Origin of the sequence: Cryobacterium sp. M25, assembly GCF_002929635.1 — a bacterium.
GTDB lineage: Bacteria > Actinomycetota > Actinomycetes > Actinomycetales > Microbacteriaceae > Cryobacterium > Cryobacterium sandaracinum.
Genome location: NZ_PJJU01000043.1, coordinates 27065 through 43737, shown reverse-complemented (window position 1 = coordinate 43737; position 16673 = coordinate 27065). Strand labels below are relative to the sequence as shown.

The following is a 16673-nucleotide window of genomic DNA, read 5'->3' as shown; positions in this document are numbered from 1 at the left end:
CAGAATGGCGCTGCGTGGATCCCGTGGTGGTGTCACGAACCGGCCTCACCGCCCCCACACGTGGCCGTTGCGGCTCCTCGGCGCGCTGGTCGTGTGCTCCGTCGTCGAGCCGCTCGAGTTCGTTCCGCCCGTCGGATGACACCACCCCCCGTTTTGGGGTGGTCTTACTCGGTGGCGTTGGTCCGTCGGCCCATCACGGCTCGGCTAGCGTGTACGCAACGGGAGCGGGGGATCCGATGCACGTCAACGCGCACGCGGATCGAATCGATGACCGCTCCCTTCGCCATGCGCGGCTCGGCCGCTGGATCCTGTGGCTGATGTGGGTGCTGCTGATCGGTTACGCGATCGGCCTGTTCGCCGCCTTCGGCCCGGTTTTCACCGGCTCGTTCTCGCTAATCACTGCGGGGCTCCCGGCCCTGCTCTGCTGGGCAGCCGCGCTCTGCGCGGAGCGCGGCCGCACGCAGCTGATTCTGGTGTCGGCCGCGATGACGGCCTTTACCCTCGGCAGCACCTACTACATGCTCGCGGGCGCGGCGACGCTCTCGTTTCCGTCTCCGGCCGACATCGGTTACACGCTTTTCTATCCGCTGATCCTGGCCGGACTGGCTGTCCTGGTCCACCGTCAGCGTGGTGAAATACCCCGGTCGGTCCTGGTGGACGGAGCCATCGGGTCGCTTGGCGCGGCATCCGTGCTGGCCGTGTTGCTCAGCCCGGTGATTGCATCCGCGGGTGTCTGGCCGCCCTCCCCGGCCGCCCTGGTGTCCGCCAGCTACCCTCTGCTCGATCTGTTGCTCGTGTCGGTCATCACGGGGATTGCCGCCGCCCGCGGACTCGACGTGGGCCGACGGTGGGCCCTGCTGGTGCTCGGGCTCCTGATCTTCGCGGCAACCGACGCCGTCTACGCCTTCCAGGTTTCCGCCGGAACGTACACCTTCGGGGAGCCGTTGGATGCGGGCTGGGCGCTCGGCCTCACCCTCATTGCGGTCTGGGCGTGGGACTTGGCTCGGCCCGGTGTCACCGCCCGGCGCCCCCTGAGCGGCGTGTGGACCCTCGCGGTGCCCGGGGCAGCCACGATCGCCGGGATGGCGGTGCTCGTCCTCGGCACGCAGGTGAAGATCTCCACAGGCGCAGTGCTCCTTGCAGGCGTGACCCTGGTGCTCGGGACCGTGCGCACCCAGCTCGCCTCCCGGCAGATCGGGCGGATGGCCGACCTTCACCGCCAGGCGAGCACCGACGACCTGACCGGGCTGCCGAACCGGCGCGCCCTCTACGCCGAGGCATCCGCTCACCTCGTGCCCGGGGACGGCCACCGGTGCGCCCTGCTGCTCCTGGATATCGACCGGTTCAAGGAAGTGAACGACAGTCTCGGCCACGACGTCGGCGATCTGCTGCTGGTGCAGGCCGGATCGCGCCTGTTCGATCAGCGACGACCGGGCGATCTTCTCGCCCGGCTCGGCGGCGACGAGTTCGCGCTTCTGATCCAGGACGCCGGCCACGACGAGGCCGTGGCGGCGGCCGTGCGGCTGCGGGCGGTCCTGGCCCGGCCGTTCACGCTGGAGGGCATCGCGATCGAGTCCAACGTCAGCATCGGCATCGCCCTATTCCCCGACCAGGGCGACACCCTCAAGGTGCTGCTGCGCAAAGCCGACATGGCCATGTACAAGGCCAAGACCTCCCGCAGCGGGCACCACGTCTTCGTCTGCTCCGACGACGATCACGGCGACTCCAGGCTGCGGATGATGGAAGACCTGCGCGGCGCCCTCGCCACCGACGAACTCGTGCTGCACTACCAGCCCAAGATCGAGCTGGCCACCGGGCACGTGCACGGTGTGGAGGCGCTGGTGCGCTGGCAGCACCCTAGCCGGGGTCTGCTGCCTCCCGACGCGTTCCTGACCCTGGCCGAAGACGTCGGGCTCATGCGCGACCTGACCCGGATCGTGCTGGGAAAGGCGCTCGACCAGGCCGCGGTCTGGCGTGCGCAGGGAACACCGCTGACCGTTGCGGTCAACATGTCTCCCAGCACCCTGATCGAGTCCGATCTGCCCGCACGCATCGCCGCCATGATCCAGGTGCGGGGGTTGTCGGCCGCCGACCTGATGCTGGAGATCACCGAAGAGTTCCTGATGGAAGACCGGGCCAGGGCCAGGGACATCCTGGTCCGCCTGCGGGAGAGCGGCATCCGCATCGCCGTGGATGATTTCGGCACCGGCTACAGCTCCCTCGCCTACCTCCGGGACCTGCCGATCGACGAGCTCAAACTCGACAAGTCCTTCGTGTTCCCGATGGCCGACGACGCCAGGGCCGCGGCCCTGGTGGCCTCGATCATCGCGCTCGCGCACAGCCTCGGCGTGCGCATGGTGGCGGAGGGCGTCGAGGACGCCGTCGCCTACGCCGAGCTGACCCGGTACGGCTGCGACGAGGCCCAGGGCTTCCACATGTCCCGCCCGCTTCCGGCCGCGGCACTGGATGCCTGGCTCGCCGCCCGGCACGCGCCGGCGGCCACGCGCTAGCCACGCGGGCGCCGTCGCAACGCCGTTGCAACGCCGCAGCAACGCCGCAGTAACGCCGTGGGCACGAGGCACAGGGTGACTCACAAGCCCGGCGGGTAGGGTTCACGGGTGGAAGAATCGAAGCCTCGCAAATGCCTCGCGGCCGTCCTCGTCGCCGTGGCGGTGCTGCTGGGCGCGGGTGCCGTCCTGATCGGGGCGTCGACCCGGGCTCCGGATGCCGCGGCCACCGCCTCCATCGCCGCCGCGAACACCGGTGCGAGCGTGATTGTGCCGGCCGCGGAATCCGTTTCGGAGCGCCCCGTGCCGGCCACCGCCTCCGATGCCAGAAACCTGCGTACGTGTTCGGTCTCAGCGCTGGCCGCCGACCCCCGGCTGGCTGATTTCCAGGCCCAGGTGGTCAACGCCAGCACCGGCGAGGTGCTCTTCGACCGCGGCGGCGATACCTCCTCACGCACGGCGAGCGTGCTCAAGGTGCTGACCAGCGCCGCCGCCCTTGAGGTGCTCGGACCGGACTACCGGGCCACGACCACCGTCGTCACCGGCAGCACACCGGGGTCTGTCGTGCTGGTCGGCGGGGGAGACCTCACCCTCACGCGCCTGCCCACCGGCACGGAATCCGTCTACCCCGGCGCAGCCCACGTCGATGAGCTCGCCCGCCAGACCCTCGCCGCTTGGCGGGCGAACCCGGCGAACCCGCCGATCACCTCCCTCGTGCTGGACGCCTCGTTCTTCGGCGGGCCCGGCTGGGAACCGAGCTGGGATGATCTGGAACGCAACGCCGGTTCCATGCCCGACGTGACCGCCCTGCAGGTCGACGGTGACCGCGACGACCCCTCGCGTCAGAGCTCTTCCCGCAGCGCCGACCCCGTCGGGCGCGCCGGCGCGGCCTTCGCCGCCGCGCTCGGCGGCGGCGTGAGCGTCAGCGTCGGCACCGCGCCGGCTGGGGCCGAACAGCTCGCCGCCGCTCGGTCCCAGCCCGTGTCCGTGCTGATCGGGCAGTCGCTGATCGTGTCGGACAACACCCTCGCCGAGATGCTCGCCCGGCTCGTCGCGGTGGAGTCCGGGGCCGGCAACACCTTCGGCGCCCTGCAGGAGTCCGTCGTCGCGGCGCTCGACGCCTATGGCATCGACACGACCGGCATCATCATCCGGGACGGCTCAGGCCTCAGCGACGACAACGCCGTACCGCCGTCGTATCTCACCCGGCTGTTCGTCAAGATCAACGCGCGCGACGGCGACCTCGGCGTCATCTTCGACGGCCTACCGATCGCCGGTGGACCCACCGGATCGCTGTCCTACAGCGACCGGTTCACGGGCGACAACGCCGTCGCCGACGGCGCCGTCTTCGCCAAGACAGGCTGGATCGACACCGGCTACACGCTCTCCGGCATTATCCGGGCGGCCGACGGCACGCCGCTCACCTTCGCCGTTTACGCGCTCGGGGATGTGAGCGATAATGCGAAGCAGGCGCTCGACACCATCACCGCCGGGTTCTTCCGCTGCGGCGACAACCTGTCGAACTCCTGACTTCAACCGGCGACAGAAGGAGCAATCCGTGACCAGGGCCCTGTTCATCATCGACGTTCAGAACGATTTCACCGAGGGCGGGGCCCTCGCCGTCGAGGGTGGGTCTGCGGTGGCCGCGGGCGTCAGCGCGCTGCTGGTGGAACATCCGGATGCCTATGACGTGATCTTCGCCTCCCGCGACTGGCACGACCCCGACAGCGACAACGGCGGACACTTCGCCCGGGCCGGCGAGCCAGGCTCCACGGACTCCTGGCCCGTGCACTGCGTGGCGGGCACCCCCGGCGCCGAGTACCACCCCTCGCTGCTGTTGCCGGACACGACCATCCACATTCGCAAGGGGCAGGGCCAAGCGGGCTACTCCATTTTCGACGGCATCTCGGTGGGCGGCGAGAAGACGGGCGAGCTGCTCATCGCGAACGGGGTGACCGACATCGACATCGTCGGCCTCGCCACCGACCACTGTGTGCGCGCGTCCGGCCTGGATGCGCGGGGCCACGGCCAGCATGTGCGGGTACTGACCGACCTCGTCGCCGGCGTCGCCCCGGACACGAGTGACGCGGCCCTGGGCGAGCTGGCCTATGCCGGTGCCGTGCTCGTCACCTCCGACGTGGTCGTCTGAGCGTGGGGGTGACCGACCGGGCGAGTCCGGCCGCGGCGGGACCGGCCGCGGCGGGCTCTGCTCCGGCGGGCTCTGCTCCGGCGGGCTCTGCACCGGCCGGCTCTGCACCGGCCGGCTCTGCAGGCGGGGCACTGTTCGCGCGGCGCCTCGACGGCGTGCGGATCGCCTACGACGTCGTGCCCGGCGAGCGCCCGATCCTGCTCGTGCACGGGTTCGCGTCGACATCGCAGGTCACCTGGGTCGGCACCGGCTGGGTGCGAGCCCTGCAGGACGCCGGGCGCGGCGTGATCACCCTCGACCTCCGCGGTCACGGCCGCAGCGACAAGCCGCACCGCAGCATCGACTACCTGCCCCGGCAACTCGCAGCCGACCTCGTGGTCGTGCTCGACGCCCTCGGGCTGGAGCAGGTCGACGTGGTCGCCTATTCGATGGGCTCGCGCGTGGCGGCGGCGCTCGCGCGGCTGGCGCCATCCCGGGTGCGCCGACTGGTGCTCGGCGGAGCCGGGCCGGACGAACTGTTCGAGACGTGGCATTCGGATGCCGTGCGCCGGTTCGTGACCGACGGCACCGCCGGCACCGACCCGTCGATCGCGGCGATACTGGGTGCCGCGATCACCGCCGGCGCCGACCGTGGGGCCCTCGTGGCGTGCGTCGGCGGGGTGGCCGGCTCCTCGCTGGACGTGCCGGCCGAGATTCCCGTGCTCTACGTCGCCGGCGGCGCCGACTCCATCCCGGCCGGGGTCGCCGAACTTGCCCGCGCGCGCGGTGCCGACTACCTCGAACTGGCGGGACGGGACCACGTGAACACGCTCACCTCCCGCGAGTTCAAGCGCGCCGCACTGCAGTTCCTGGCCTGAGCGCCCCGAGTCCGGGCACTCGCTCGCCTCTCACGCCCCTAACGAATTCGACGGAGATTTTGCCCGCATCGCCCTAAACACCTTCAGAAACCCGCACATATCGCAAAATCTCCGTCGAATTCGTTCGGGCTGTGGGGCGGAGCGCGTGGGGGCTGCCCGAACCGCACAAGAGATGCTGCGCATCCGGCTGGCGCTGCTGGGCAACCGGCCGGTGTTGGGGCTAACTCAGGAGATCCGTCCGGGCCGGCCCGGACATCCGCGCTGGTTCCGCACTGATCCGGGGCGGCCGGGCCACCGGGCGACGGATGTCCTGAGTTGGCCACACGCGCGAGCTCGGCTGGCCCTGGCCCTGACGAATTCGACGGAGATTGTGCCCATAACCGCGTCCAACACTCCGAAAACCCGCACATATTGCAAAATCTCCGTCGAATTGGTTCGCCGCCGGCTGAGGGAGTGAGCCCCGGCGCCTCCCCTAGGCTGGGGGTGTGCGGGCCTCGCTGCCGAGGCCGCCGAATGCCGACCGGGGGACCGTCATGACAACCGACATCCAGGATGCGATGGGTTCGGTTTCGACAGGCTCGACCACCGGATCCGGCTCGTTCACCGGCGCCCGGGGCAGGAAGTACTGGCTCGCGCCGGCCGCCGCGATCTTCGCCGTCGCCTGGGGCGGCAACGAATTCACCCCACTGCTGGTGATGTACCGACAGGCGGACGGGTTCTCCAACCAGCTGGCGAACCTGCTGCTCGGGGCCTACGTACTCGGCATCATCCCGGCGCTACTGATCGCCGGCCCGCTGTCGGACCGGTTCGGCCGCCGACCGCTGATGCTGCCCGCGCCCTGGGTCGCGATCGCGGGGAGCGTGCTGCTGGCCCTGTCCGCGGGAAATGTGCCCATGCTGCTGGCCGGCCGCATCCTCTCCGGCGTCGCCCTCGGTCTGGCCATGGCCGTGGGCACCAGCTGGGTGAAGGAACTCTCCGCGAGACCGTTCGACTTCGGGGCCGACCGTTCCTCGGGGGCACGACGGGCGACCATCGCGCTGTCCCTCGGTTTCGCACTCGGCGCGGCGAGCTCCGGAGCGCTGGCCCAGTGGGCGCCGTTCCCCGGCGTGCTGCCGTACGCGGCGCACACCGTCATCGCCGTGCTCTTCGGCCTTCTGCTGTTTTGCACCCCGGAGTCCCAGGGACGGGGCATCGCGGCCGGGGCCCTGCCGGCCGTCCACCCGGCCATCTCCCCGTACCCGCGGTTCCTGCTCCTGATCGTGCCGGTGGCGCCGTGGGTCTTCGGAACGGCCACGACCGCCTACGCCATCCTGCCGGCGCTCGCCGCGACCGAGATCCCGTCCGCGCCGGTGGCATTCGCGGCCCTGCTCTGCGTGGTGGCTCTCGTCGCGGGAGCGTCGCTGCAGCTCTTCAGCCACCGCATCACCGCCGGGCACAATGCCCGAGGAATCATGTTCGCGCTGATGCTGACCGTCGGGTCGCTGCTGCTCGCATCCGTCGCCGTGAGCCCACCCGTGCTCTGGCTGATTTTGCCGGCGGCGGCCCTGCTCGGCGCCGCGTACGGCCTGCTGATGGTGTCGGGGCTGCAGGAGGTGCAGCGGATCGCGCCGCCCGACCACCTCGCCCGGCTGACCGCGATCTACTACGGCATCACCTACCTGGGGTTCTTCGTGCCGTTGGCGCTGTCCCTGCTCGAGCCGTGGCTCGGCTACCCGGCGATGTTCGCGGGCGGGGCCGCGTTCTCGGCCGTGTCGCTGGTGGTGGTGATGCTGGTCTTCCGCCGGGACATCTCCCTGCATCGCGCCGCGGCGAGCCGATGAAATCGCGCGCGACCTACAGCCCGCCAAAAAGTTTTACAGAGATTTCCATGCATGTGCATCCGTTTGGGGACGTGCGAGAGAAGTAGGGGTTAGAGAGGTTTCAAGAATCTCTTCAGAGTGACCCACTCACAGATCCATTACGCAGGAGGAAACGATGCACAAGTCCCTCAAGATCGGAATGACGGCCAGCGCTCTCGGTGCTCTCGTCGCCCTCGGCGGTCTCGCTCCGGCACAGGCAGCCGAAGACGTCGCGAAGCTGTCCGTGTTCCACGGAGTTCCCGGCCTCACCGTCGACGTCTACGTGAACGACAAGCTGACCCTGGACGACTTCAAGCCGGGCGACCTCGCCGGTCCGCTCGACCTCGCACCCGGCACCTACAAGGTGGCCATCACCGCGTCGGACGCAGCTGATGCCAGCGCACCTGCCATCGGCCCGGTCGACCTCCCGCTCGAAGCCGGCAAGAACTACACCGCCGCCGCGCACCTCGACGAGGCCGGCAAGCCCACGGCGTCGCTGTTCACCAACGACATCTCGCAGCTCGCCGCCGGGGAGGGCCGCCTGACGGTTCGCCACGTGGCAGCAGCCCCCGCGGTCGATGTTCTCGCCAACGGAGCCGTCGCGATCACCGCCCTGGTGAACCCGAAGGAATCCGTGCTCACGTTGCCGGCCGGCACCATCTCGGCCGCCGTCGCCGCAACCGGAACGACTGACCCGGTGATCGGCCCGGCAGACGTCAACGTCGCAGAGGGCACGAACACGATCGTCTACGCGTGGGGCAGCCTGACCGACAAGAACCTGGCCCTGGCCGTTCAGACCATCGACGGGCTTCACTCCAACCCGGACAGCATCCCCGCCGGTGAGGCCGGTCTCGTCGCCACCAACCAGGCGGACGACTCCATGGGGCTCATGGTCGGTGGCTTCGCCGCCGTGCTGATGGGTCTGGTCGCCGCCGCCGTCGTCGGTATGCGTCGCCTGTCCGCGGCTCGCCGCTAGTCACGCCAGTCAGAAAGGGAGATCCACAATGAGAGCCACAGTGGGCACTTTCACAGTGCTCGCTGTGGCTCTTGCCCTGCTCACGGGCTGCAGCAGCGCCCCGAGCACATCATCGCCCACGGCCTACGTTCCCCCGACGAACGCAGCGCCGACTCCGACGCCGTCGGCCCCGCTGCCCGTCGCCGAGGTCGACGTGCCGACCGTCAGTTCCTCGCTGGATCAGAATCAGACCCCGCAGGCCCGGCCGCCCCAGACCATCCGAGTCGACTCCCTCGGAATCGACATGGCAATCGAGTCCGTCGGTCTGGCCGACGACGGGGCGATGGAGCTGCCAAAAGACCCCTCGCTCGCCGCCTGGTATCGCTTTGGACCGTCACCGGCCAGCACCACCGGCGCGACCGTGATCGCCGCCCACGTCGACTCCCTGATTTACGACATCGGACCGTTCGCCCAGCTCGCCTCGGCGCGTGCGGGCACCGAGATCGTGGTGACCACCGACGACGGTCAGGAGCGTCGCTATTCCGTGGAATCCGTTCAAACCGTGGCCAAACAGGATGTGCTCTGGGACTCGATCTTCGACCGGTCCGGTCCCAACCGGCTCACCCTTGTGACCTGCGGCGGCGAATTCGACTACGACGCCCGCACCTATCTGTCCAACGTAATCGTCTCGGCGAGTCCAACCGCATGACCCAGGCACCATGACGCAGAGGGGTGGCTATGCTGGTCATCACGGTGGTCGAGGCTTGCTCTCCGGCGGAGTCTGACATGTACGACCTCCCGATGCGCTCACCAACCGGGGGAAACCGATACGACGTGACGGCACTCACCGACGAAGACGACCACGCCCAGCTCGTTCTCGCGTTTCGGGCGGGAGACGAACGTGCGCTCGCCGAGGCCTACGCCCGCTGGTCATCCCTCGTCTACACGATCGCCGTTCGTTCGCTCGGCGATCCCGGCGAAGCCGAAGACGTCACCCAGAAGGTCTTCATCGCCGCCTGGCGCGGGCGGAACGGATTTGATGCGTCGCGGTCGCCTCTGCCGGCCTGGCTCGTCGGGATCACTCGACACACCGTTGCGGATGCCCACGAGGCCCGCTCACGACGGCGGCGGGTCGAGGAGGCTGTCCTCGTTGACACCGCGCTCAGCCAGACCGACGAATCCGCCGACATCGCGGATCGTGTGCTGATGAGCGACGAACTTCGCCGGCTCGGACCCGTTCCGCAGCAGGTGATGCAGCTGGCCTTCTACGACGATCTCACGCACACCCAAATCGCCGATAACCTCGGACTGCCGCTCGGCACCGTTAAGAGTCACATCCGCCGAAGTCTTTCGAGACTGCGCACCAGATTGGAGGCGAACGATGACACACATTGACCGGGAAAACCTCGCTCTCATTGCAATGACAGAGTTCGACCTCACCGAACCCGAACGCCAGCACCTGTCGGAATGCCCCGGGTGCTCCCTGGAACTCATCGCCCTGCAGCACACCGCCAACGTCGGCCGGTCCGCGCGCAGCGTGCAACTCGTGGAGCCCGGCGATCGAGTCTGGGCCGGCATCCACGCCGCCCTCGGCCTGTCCGACGCCGTGGCCGCCACCCCTGGGCGCAGCGGCTACGAGGCAGCGGACCAGCCCATTGCAGCGGACCAGCCCACTGCAGTGGTCGAGCCTGTCGAGACCCCTGCACCGGTGGTCGAGCCTGTCGAGACCCCGTCCGCCACGGTCACCGACATCGGCTCCGCCCTGCGCCCCCGCCCACGACGCCGCAACTGGATGCCGATGGCCGTGGCCGCCGGCATCGCCGGGCTGCTCGGCGGCCTCGGCGGCGGCATCTGGTGGCAGTCCGCACAGCAGCAGGAACCCGCGCCGGTGCTACTCGCCGAGGCCCAGCTGGACCCGTACCCCGGCTGGGACGCCGCCGGCAGCGCCTACGTCGCGAAGACGGCCGACGGCCACCGGGAGGTCGTGCTCGACGTCACCGGGGTGAGCGCCGACACCGATCTGCGCGAGGTGTGGCTGATCAAGGCGGATGCGTCCGGGCTGATCAGCATCGGACTGCTCGACGGTGAGTCCGGGCGCTTCGCCATCCCCGACGGCGTCGACCTGTCGCAGTACCCGCTGGTCGACGTCTCCGCGGAACCCGACGACGGCGACCCGCAGCACTCCGGCGACTCGATCCTGCGCGGGGAACTGCGCACGGCCTGACACCACCCGCACGTGAGTGTCAGAGCGTATTGCCGAGCTTGAAGCCGTGCTCCACGTCGTTCTTGCGGGTGTACGAGAACCCGTCGGCGCCGACCGTGACGGCCATCTCGCTGGACTCGGTGCGGGCCATGACCGGCTGGGGGTTGCCGTCCAGGTCGAGCACCAGTGAGGCATCCGTGTACCAGCTCGGCACGACCGCGTTGCCCCACCAGTCGCGGCGCTGGTTGTCGTGCACGTCCCAGGTGACGACGGGGTTGTCGGGGTCGCCGGTGTAGTAGTCCTGGGTGTAGATCTCGACCCGGTGGCCGTCGGGGTCGCGCAGGTAGAGGTAGAACGCGTTCGAGACGCCGTGGCGGCCGGGGCCGCGCTCGATGACGTCCGACATCCGCAGGGCGCCGAGCTTGTCGCAGATGTAGATGATGTTGTGCTTCTCGTGCGTGGAGAAGGCGATGTGGTGCATCCGCGGGCCGTCGCCGCCGGTCAGGGCGGTGTCGTGCACGGTGTCCTTGCGGCGCATCCAGGCCGCGTAGGTGACGCCGTCTTCGTCCTGGATGTCCTCGGTGACGCGGAAGCCGAGGTCCTCGAGGTAGCCGCGGCCGAGTCCCACGTCGGGGGTGACCTGGTTGAAGTGGTCCAGGCGCACGAGGGCGCCGGGACCCTGCAGGTCGTAGCGCCAGGCCAGGCGTTCGACGTGGTCGACCGAGTAGAAGAACTCGTAGGGGAAGCCGAGCGGGTCTTCGACGCGCACGGAGTCACCGACACCCTTCACGAACCCGTTGATGCGGCGTTCGGTGCGGCAGCCGAGCTCCTGATACCAGGCCTCGGCCAGACCCACGTCTTCGGGGGCGCGCACCCGGAAGGCCATCGCGGCGACTGCGGCGACCGGGCCCTGACGCAGCACCAGGTTGTGGTGGATGAACTCCTCGAAGCTGCGCAGGTAGATCTCGGTGTCGCTCTCCTCGGTCACGACGAGGCCGAGCACGTCGACGTAGAACGCGCGCGAGCGGGCCAGGTCGGTGACGACGATGTCCATGTAGGCGCAGCGCAGGATGTCCGGCGGGGTCGCGGTCGGCGTGGGGATGGGGGTGGTGGTCATGGAATCCTCCTCATTGAGATGTCGCGGTGGTCGAGCGTGTCGGTGGTCGAGCGTGTCGGGACCCGGGACCCGGGATCAGTGGGCGCCGAAGCGGGCGGTGTGCACAGGCCCGAGGGAAACGTGCACGGCCTGCTGTTCGGTGTAGAAGTCGATCGAGCGGTAGCCGCCCTCGTGGCCGAGGCCCGAGGCCTTGACCCCTCCGAACGGGGTGCGCAGGTCCCGCACGTTGTGTGAGTTGAGCCAGACCATGCCCGCCTCGATCGACTGCGCGAAGGTGTGCGCCCGGGTGAGGTTGCTGGTCCAGATGTATGCGGCCAGGCCATACTTGACGCCGTTGGCCAGCTCGAGGGCCTCTTCGTCGGTGTCGAACGGCGTGATCGCCACGACCGGTCCGAAGATCTCCTCCTGGAAGATGCGGGCCGTCGGGGCGACATCCGCGAACACGGTCGGGGACACATAGTTGCCCTCCGGCAGGTTCTGGGGGCGGCCGCCGCCGGCGAGCAGGCGGCCCTCGCTCTTGCCGATCTCGACGTAGCTCATCACCTTGGCGTAGTGCTCGGGGTGCACGAGCGCGCCGACCTCGGTGGCAGGGTCGTGTGGGTCGCCGACCACGATGTTCTGTGCCCGGGCCGCATAGCGGGCGCAGAAGTCGTCGTAGATCGGGCGTTCCACCAGGATGCGGCTGCTGGCGGTGCAGCGCTCGCCGTTGAGCGAGAACACCCCGAACAGGGTCGAGTCGAGCGCGGCCTCGAGGTCGGCGTCGGCGAAGACCACGGCGGGGGACTTGCCGCCGAGCTCCATCGACATGCCCTTGAGGTTCGCGGCGCAGTTGCGGTAGATGGTCTGACCCGTGGTCGTCTCGCCCGTGAACGAGATGAGGGGGACATCCGGATGCTTGACCAGCGCGTCCCCGGCCTCCTCACCCAGCCCGTTGACCAGGTTGAAGACCCCGTCGGGCAGCCCGGCGGAGCGGAAGATCTCCGCCCACAGGCTCGCCGACAGCGGCGTGAACTCGGCCGGCTTGAGCACGACCGTGCAGCCGGCGGCCAGTGCGGGGGCGAGCTTCCAGCTCTCCAGCATGAACGGGGTGTTCCACGGGGTGATCAGCCCGGCCACGCCGACCGGTTTGCGGAAGACGTAGTTGATCTGGCTGCCGGGCACCTGGTAGGTGTCGTCGGTCTGCGCCACGATCAGGTCGGCGAAGAAGCGGAAGTTCTCGGCCGCCCGCTTGGCCTGGCCGAGGGCCTGGGTGATCGGCAGGCCGGTGTCGAACGTCTCGAGTTCGGCGAGGCGGGCATCCTGGGCCTCGACGGCGTCGGCGATCTTGTTCAGGATGCGGGAGCGTTCGCGCGGCTTCATCCTCGGCCACGGCCCGGCCACGAAGGCGTCGGTCGCGGCGGCGACGGCGAGGTCCACGTCTTCCTTCTGGCCGGCCGCGGCGGTGGCGTAGGTCTGGTTCGACACCGGGTCGAGCACGTTGAAGGTCGCGCCGGAGACGCTGTCGACGAACCGGCCGCCGATGAAGTGCTGGATGCGGGTCGGCAGGTTCTCGGGCACATGCTGCGCGCGGGTTCTCGTGGTGGTGGTGTCGGTGGTGGTGGTGTCGGTCACGGCGGTCTCGGTCATGGCTCAGGCTGCTTTCGGGGTGAAGTCGGCGACAGTGAAGCCGTCGACGGGGGAGAGGTACTGCTCGCCGGCGGCCAGGAGCGCCTGCATTTTGGCGATGCCCGCATCCGTCGGCGTGATCAGCGGCGGGCGCACGAAGCCGCTCTCGATCAGGCCGCGCTGCTCGAGCACCCATTTGCCCGGGGCCGGGTTCGTCTCGACGAAAAGCAGGTCGACGAGTGGGTGCAGGCCGTAGTGGATGCGCCGGGCCGTCTCGATGTCGCCGGCCATCCACGCGTTGTACATCTCGACGTGCGCGACCGGGGCGATGTTGCTCGTGGCGCTGATGTATCCCACGCCGCCGAGGGCCAGCAGAGGCAGGCAGAGCAGTTCGATGCCGCTCCAGACCAGCAGTTCGGGGCCGCAGAGCTGCAGCACCCGGGAGAAGTGCTCGAAGTCCTTGGTGGTCTCCTTGACGCCGACGAAGTTGTCGAAATCGCGGTAGAGGCGGGCGATGGTCTCCGGGGCGATGTCCACGGCGGTGCGGCTGGGCACGTTGTAGGCGACGATCGGCAGGTCCGGAAACTCCTCGGCCACGGTCTTGTACCAGACGTAGAGGGCTTCCTGGGTGGGGCGGGCGTAGTAGGGGGTGATGATCAGGGCGGCGTCGACGCCGGCGTCCCGGGCCGCGGCGGTGAGCTCGAGGGTCTCGTCGAGCTTGGCCGAGCCGGTGCCGGGCATGAACGGCACCCGGTCGCCGACCGCGGCGGCCACGGTGCGGATCGCGCTGGCACGCTCGGCGATGGTCTGCGAGCTCGGCTCGCCGGTGGAGCCGCCGAGCGAGATCCCGTGCGTGCCGGAGGCGAGCTGCCAGTTCACGAGGTTGGTGAGGCCGGCGTGGTCGACGGCGCCGTCGGCCGTGAACGGGCTCATCAGGGGCGCGATAGAGCCTGTGATCTGACTCGGGTCGGTGCGGAACTTCATTGTTCTTCCTTTCGAGGGCAACGGATGCGTCCGCGACTGTTGCCGAATCGGACGAATGTTCCCGGTGTGCGGGCAACAGTCGTCCGTTACGGGAACAGTTGCGGGATTGGCTGTTAGGGGGTGGAGGCGGTGGGGGCGGTGTGCTGCTGGGCGAGGAAGGCGTTCAGGGTGCCGAGTCGGTGGTCGCGCGCGGCCAGTTCGATCTGCAGGGGATCGGCGCCGTCCTCGATCAGGTCGAGCAGCGCGGTGTGCTCGGCGACGGACTCGTGCGCCCGACCGGGCACGAAGCTGAACGTGGATTCGCGCAGGGTGCCGAGCCGGCTCCAGCCCCGCTGCACCAGGTCGAGGATGTGCGCATTGCTGCAGGCCTCGAACAGGGCCGAGTGGAACTCGCGGTTCAGGCTGGTGAAACGCACCGGGTCGAAGTGGTGCAGGCACTCGTCCATCTCCGCGTTGATCTCCCGGGCGCGCAGCAGCGTCTCCGGGTCGAGCCGCGGCGCCGACAGGGCGGTGGCGTAGCCCTCGACGAGGGCCAGCGTCTGCATCGTGTGGGTGTACTCGGTGACGTCGAGCATGGCCACCTGGGCGCCGACGTTGCGCTCGAACGTGACCAGACCCTCTGCCTCCAGCAGACGGATGGCCTCCCGCACCGGCACGGTGCTGACACCGATCTCCCGGGCGATCTGCCCGAGCACCAGGCGGTAGCCCGGGCTGAAGCTGCCGTCGGAGATGCGGGCCCGGATCCACCGGTGGGCGAGCTGCGCCTTGCTCAGCGACGCCTCCGCGCCGGTGGTCGAGACGCCGGTGGTCGAGCCAGTCGCGACGCCAGTCGAGCCTGTCGAGCCTGCCGAGCCTGCCGAGCCTGTCGAGCCAGTCGAGCCAGCCGAGACCGAGGCCGTCATGCCTGTTCCTCCAGCCAGACCCGATACCGGGCCTTCCACTCGGCGTTCATCGGGTAGAGCCCGTCGACGCCGTGCCCGGCCGTGACCATGGCGGCGATGAAGGTCTCCTCGCGCTCCTGCACGATGGCTGCGGCGACCACCTCCTCAACCAGGTGCGGCGGGATCACGATCAGTCCGTCGGCGTCCCCGACGATCACGTCGCCGGGCTGCACGGATGCCCCGCCGCAGGCCACGGTCAGGTCCATGTCCCACGGCACGTGCCGGCGTCCGAGCACGGCAGGGTGCGGTCCGGCGTGGTAGGTCGGGATCTCCAGGGCGGTGACGGCCGCGAGATCGCGCACACCGCCATCCGTCACGATGCCGGCCGCGCCGCGCATCTGGGCGCGCAGGGCGAGGATGTCGCCGACCGTGCCCGTGCCGCGCTCGCCGCGGGCCTCGATCACGAGCACGTCGCCCTGTCCGAGCGAGTCGAAGGCGCGCTTCTGGGCGTTGTAGCCGCCGCCGTGCGACTCGAACAGGTCCTCCCGCGCCGGAATGTACCGGAGTGTGCGGGCCCGGCCGACGAGACGGGCGCCCGGCCGGGTCGAGCTGAGGCCGTCGATCGACACTGAGTTGAGCCCGCGCTTGCGCAACTGGGCGCTGAGGGTGGCGGTGCCCACACTGTTGATCCGGGCCTTCAGCTCGGGGGTGAGGGCGAACGGCGGGGGCGTCTGCTCCGCTATGGGTGCGGTGACGGATGCCGGTGCGAGCCCGGCCGCCTCCGCCGAACCCCACGCCTCGGTGCGCTGCAGATCGTCGACCCGCGGTCCGGCCCCGAACGCGCCGAACGGCACCGTGCCCTGCCGAATCGGGCTGACGAGGCGGCCGGTGCGGGGTGCGCCCGGGGCTCCTGGGGCATCCACTTCGACCTCGACGATGTCGCCGGGCACGACGACCGACGAACCGGCCGGCGTGCCGGTGAGGATCAGGTCGCCGGGCTCGAGCGTGAGCAGCTGCGAGAGGTCGGCGACGAGCCGGCCGAACCCGAAGAGCAGGTCGGCGGTCGTGTCCTCCTGTACGAGCGTGCCGTTGACCCAGGTGCGGATGCGCAGCGCTGCCGGGTCGAGGCCGGCCGCCGGCAGCAGTGTCGGCCCGACGGGGGTGAAGCCGTCGGCGCCCTTCGAGCGCAGGTTCGAGCCCTTGTCGGCGTAGCGCAGGTCGTACACGCCGAAGTCGTTGGCGCAGGTCACGTGCGAGACCGCCGCCCAGCCCTCCTCGGGCGAGACGCCGCGGGTGCGGCGCCCGATCACCAGCGCGATCTCGCCCTCGAACACCAGCAGCTCGCATCCGTCGGGCCGTTCCACCGGCGTGCCGCTGGAACTCCGCGACGACGCCGGTTTGAGGAAGTACGACGGCTGCTCCGGCGTGCGGCCGCGCTGGGCGGCCCGGCTCGGGTAGTTGAGGTGCACCGCAATGATCTTGCCCGGTGTGGCGAGATCGGTGGTGGCGGTGACGCTGATACCCGCGCTGTTGCTTGCGCTGACGTCGGCGGCGCCCACGGAGGTCGAGTTCGGCAT

The 16673-nt window shown here is 69.6% G+C and carries 14 protein-coding genes; 9 read left to right on the top strand and 5 right to left on the bottom strand.

The features are described 5' to 3' along the window. Positions 1-236 precede the first annotated feature (236 nt). The 9 genes from CXY81_RS05215 to CXY81_RS05175 all read left to right on the top strand — a co-directional run bounded on the left by CXY81_RS05215 (position 237) and on the right by CXY81_RS05175 (position 10530). Positions 237-2510, top strand: a complete 2274-nt coding sequence (locus CXY81_RS05215) for a bifunctional diguanylate cyclase/phosphodiesterase (RefSeq protein WP_104194204.1) — start codon at positions 237-239, stop codon at positions 2508-2510. 108 nt (positions 2511-2618) lie between these two features. Further along, on the top strand, positions 2619-4037 hold the full coding sequence (locus CXY81_RS05210; RefSeq protein WP_233193999.1) for a D-alanyl-D-alanine carboxypeptidase/D-alanyl-D-alanine-endopeptidase: 1419 nt from the start codon (positions 2619-2621) through the stop codon (positions 4035-4037). Positions 4038-4065: 28 nt separating this feature from the next. Further along, positions 4066-4656 (top strand): isochorismatase family protein, encoded by a 591-nt coding sequence (locus tag CXY81_RS05205; protein ID WP_104194203.1) that lies wholly within the window; start codon positions 4066-4068, stop codon positions 4654-4656. A gap of 8 nt (positions 4657-4664) precedes the next feature. Further along, a complete protein-coding gene (locus tag CXY81_RS05200) occupies positions 4665-5513 on the top strand; it encodes an alpha/beta fold hydrolase (RefSeq protein ID WP_199182962.1) in 849 nt (282 codons plus the stop codon). 533 nt (positions 5514-6046) lie between these two features. Further along, a complete protein-coding gene (locus CXY81_RS05195) occupies positions 6047-7333 on the top strand; it encodes an MFS transporter (protein ID WP_198415673.1) in 1287 nt (428 codons plus the stop codon). A 154-nt stretch (positions 7334-7487) separates the two neighbouring features. Beyond that, positions 7488-8327, top strand: coding sequence for a DUF4397 domain-containing protein (locus tag CXY81_RS05190; RefSeq protein WP_104194202.1), 840 nt, complete (start codon positions 7488-7490; stop codon positions 8325-8327). A gap of 40 nt (positions 8328-8367) precedes the next feature. Beyond that, positions 8368-9015 (top strand): class F sortase, encoded by a 648-nt coding sequence (locus CXY81_RS05185; protein ID WP_158252004.1) that lies wholly within the window; start codon positions 8368-8370, stop codon positions 9013-9015. Between the two features lie 29 nt (positions 9016-9044). Beyond that, positions 9045-9701, top strand: coding sequence for an RNA polymerase sigma factor (locus CXY81_RS05180; RefSeq protein WP_233193998.1), 657 nt, complete (start codon positions 9045-9047; stop codon positions 9699-9701). Then, positions 9688-10530, top strand: a complete 843-nt coding sequence (locus CXY81_RS05175) for an anti-sigma factor domain-containing protein (protein WP_104194200.1) — start codon at positions 9688-9690, stop codon at positions 10528-10530. The genes CXY81_RS05180 and CXY81_RS05175 overlap by 14 nt, the downstream gene beginning before the upstream one ends. A gap of 19 nt (positions 10531-10549) precedes the next feature. On the opposite strand, the gene hpaD is transcribed toward CXY81_RS05175, so the two are convergent. The 5 genes from hpaD to CXY81_RS05150 form a co-directional block, all read right to left on the bottom strand. After that, the gene (gene hpaD / locus CXY81_RS05170; RefSeq protein WP_104194199.1) at positions 10550-11626 is read right to left on the bottom strand and encodes a 3,4-dihydroxyphenylacetate 2,3-dioxygenase; all 1077 of its coding nucleotides are present in this window, start codon (positions 11624-11626) and stop codon (positions 10550-10552) included. A gap of 75 nt (positions 11627-11701) precedes the next feature. Continuing rightward, on the bottom strand, positions 11702-13252 hold the full coding sequence (gene hpaE, locus CXY81_RS05165; protein ID WP_104194198.1) for a 5-carboxymethyl-2-hydroxymuconate semialdehyde dehydrogenase: 1551 nt from the start codon (positions 13250-13252) through the stop codon (positions 11702-11704). Between the two features lie 3 nt (positions 13253-13255). Next, positions 13256-14215 carry a 4-hydroxy-tetrahydrodipicolinate synthase gene (gene dapA, locus CXY81_RS05160; protein ID WP_104194197.1) on the bottom strand — a complete coding sequence of 320 codons (960 nt, stop codon included), beginning with the start codon at positions 14213-14215 and terminating at the stop codon, positions 13256-13258. 113 nt (positions 14216-14328) lie between these two features. Then, complete coding sequence (locus CXY81_RS05155) at positions 14329-15117, bottom strand: GntR family transcriptional regulator (protein ID WP_104194196.1); 789 nt, start codon at positions 15115-15117, stop codon at positions 14329-14331. Continuing rightward, positions 15114-16673 carry a fumarylacetoacetate hydrolase family protein gene (locus CXY81_RS05150; RefSeq protein ID WP_104194195.1) on the bottom strand — a complete coding sequence of 520 codons (1560 nt, stop codon included), beginning with the start codon at positions 16671-16673 and terminating at the stop codon, positions 15114-15116. The genes CXY81_RS05155 and CXY81_RS05150 overlap by 4 nt, the downstream gene beginning before the upstream one ends.

What these genes read in the sequence shown, in the direction of transcription:
- CXY81_RS05215 (WP_104194204.1), top strand. Translation starts at nt 237, where the DNA reads ATGCACGTCAACGCGCACGCGGATCGAATCGATGACCGCTCCCTTCGC.
- CXY81_RS05195 (WP_198415673.1), top strand. Translation starts at nt 6,047, where the DNA reads ATGACAACCGACATCCAGGATGCGATGGGTTCGGTTTCGACAGGCTCG.
- CXY81_RS05190 (WP_104194202.1), top strand. Translation starts at nt 7,488, where the DNA reads ATGCACAAGTCCCTCAAGATCGGAATGACGGCCAGCGCTCTCGGTGCT.
- CXY81_RS05180 (WP_233193998.1), top strand. Translation starts at nt 9,045, where the DNA reads ATGCTGGTCATCACGGTGGTCGAGGCTTGCTCTCCGGCGGAGTCTGAC.
- CXY81_RS05175 (WP_104194200.1), top strand. Translation starts at nt 9,688, where the DNA reads ATGACACACATTGACCGGGAAAACCTCGCTCTCATTGCAATGACAGAG.
- hpaD (WP_104194199.1), bottom strand. Translation starts at nt 11,626, where the DNA reads ATGACCACCACCCCCATCCCCACGCCGACCGCGACCCCGCCGGACATC.
- hpaE (WP_104194198.1), bottom strand. Translation starts at nt 13,252, where the DNA reads ATGACCGAGACCGCCGTGACCGACACCACCACCACCGACACCACCACC.
- dapA (WP_104194197.1), bottom strand. Translation starts at nt 14,215, where the DNA reads ATGAAGTTCCGCACCGACCCGAGTCAGATCACAGGCTCTATCGCGCCC.
- CXY81_RS05155 (WP_104194196.1), bottom strand. Translation starts at nt 15,117, where the DNA reads ATGACGGCCTCGGTCTCGGCTGGCTCGACTGGCTCGACAGGCTCGGCA.
- CXY81_RS05150 (WP_104194195.1), bottom strand. Translation starts at nt 16,673, where the DNA reads ATGCCGAACTCGACCTCCGTGGGCGCCGCCGACGTCAGCGCAAGCAAC.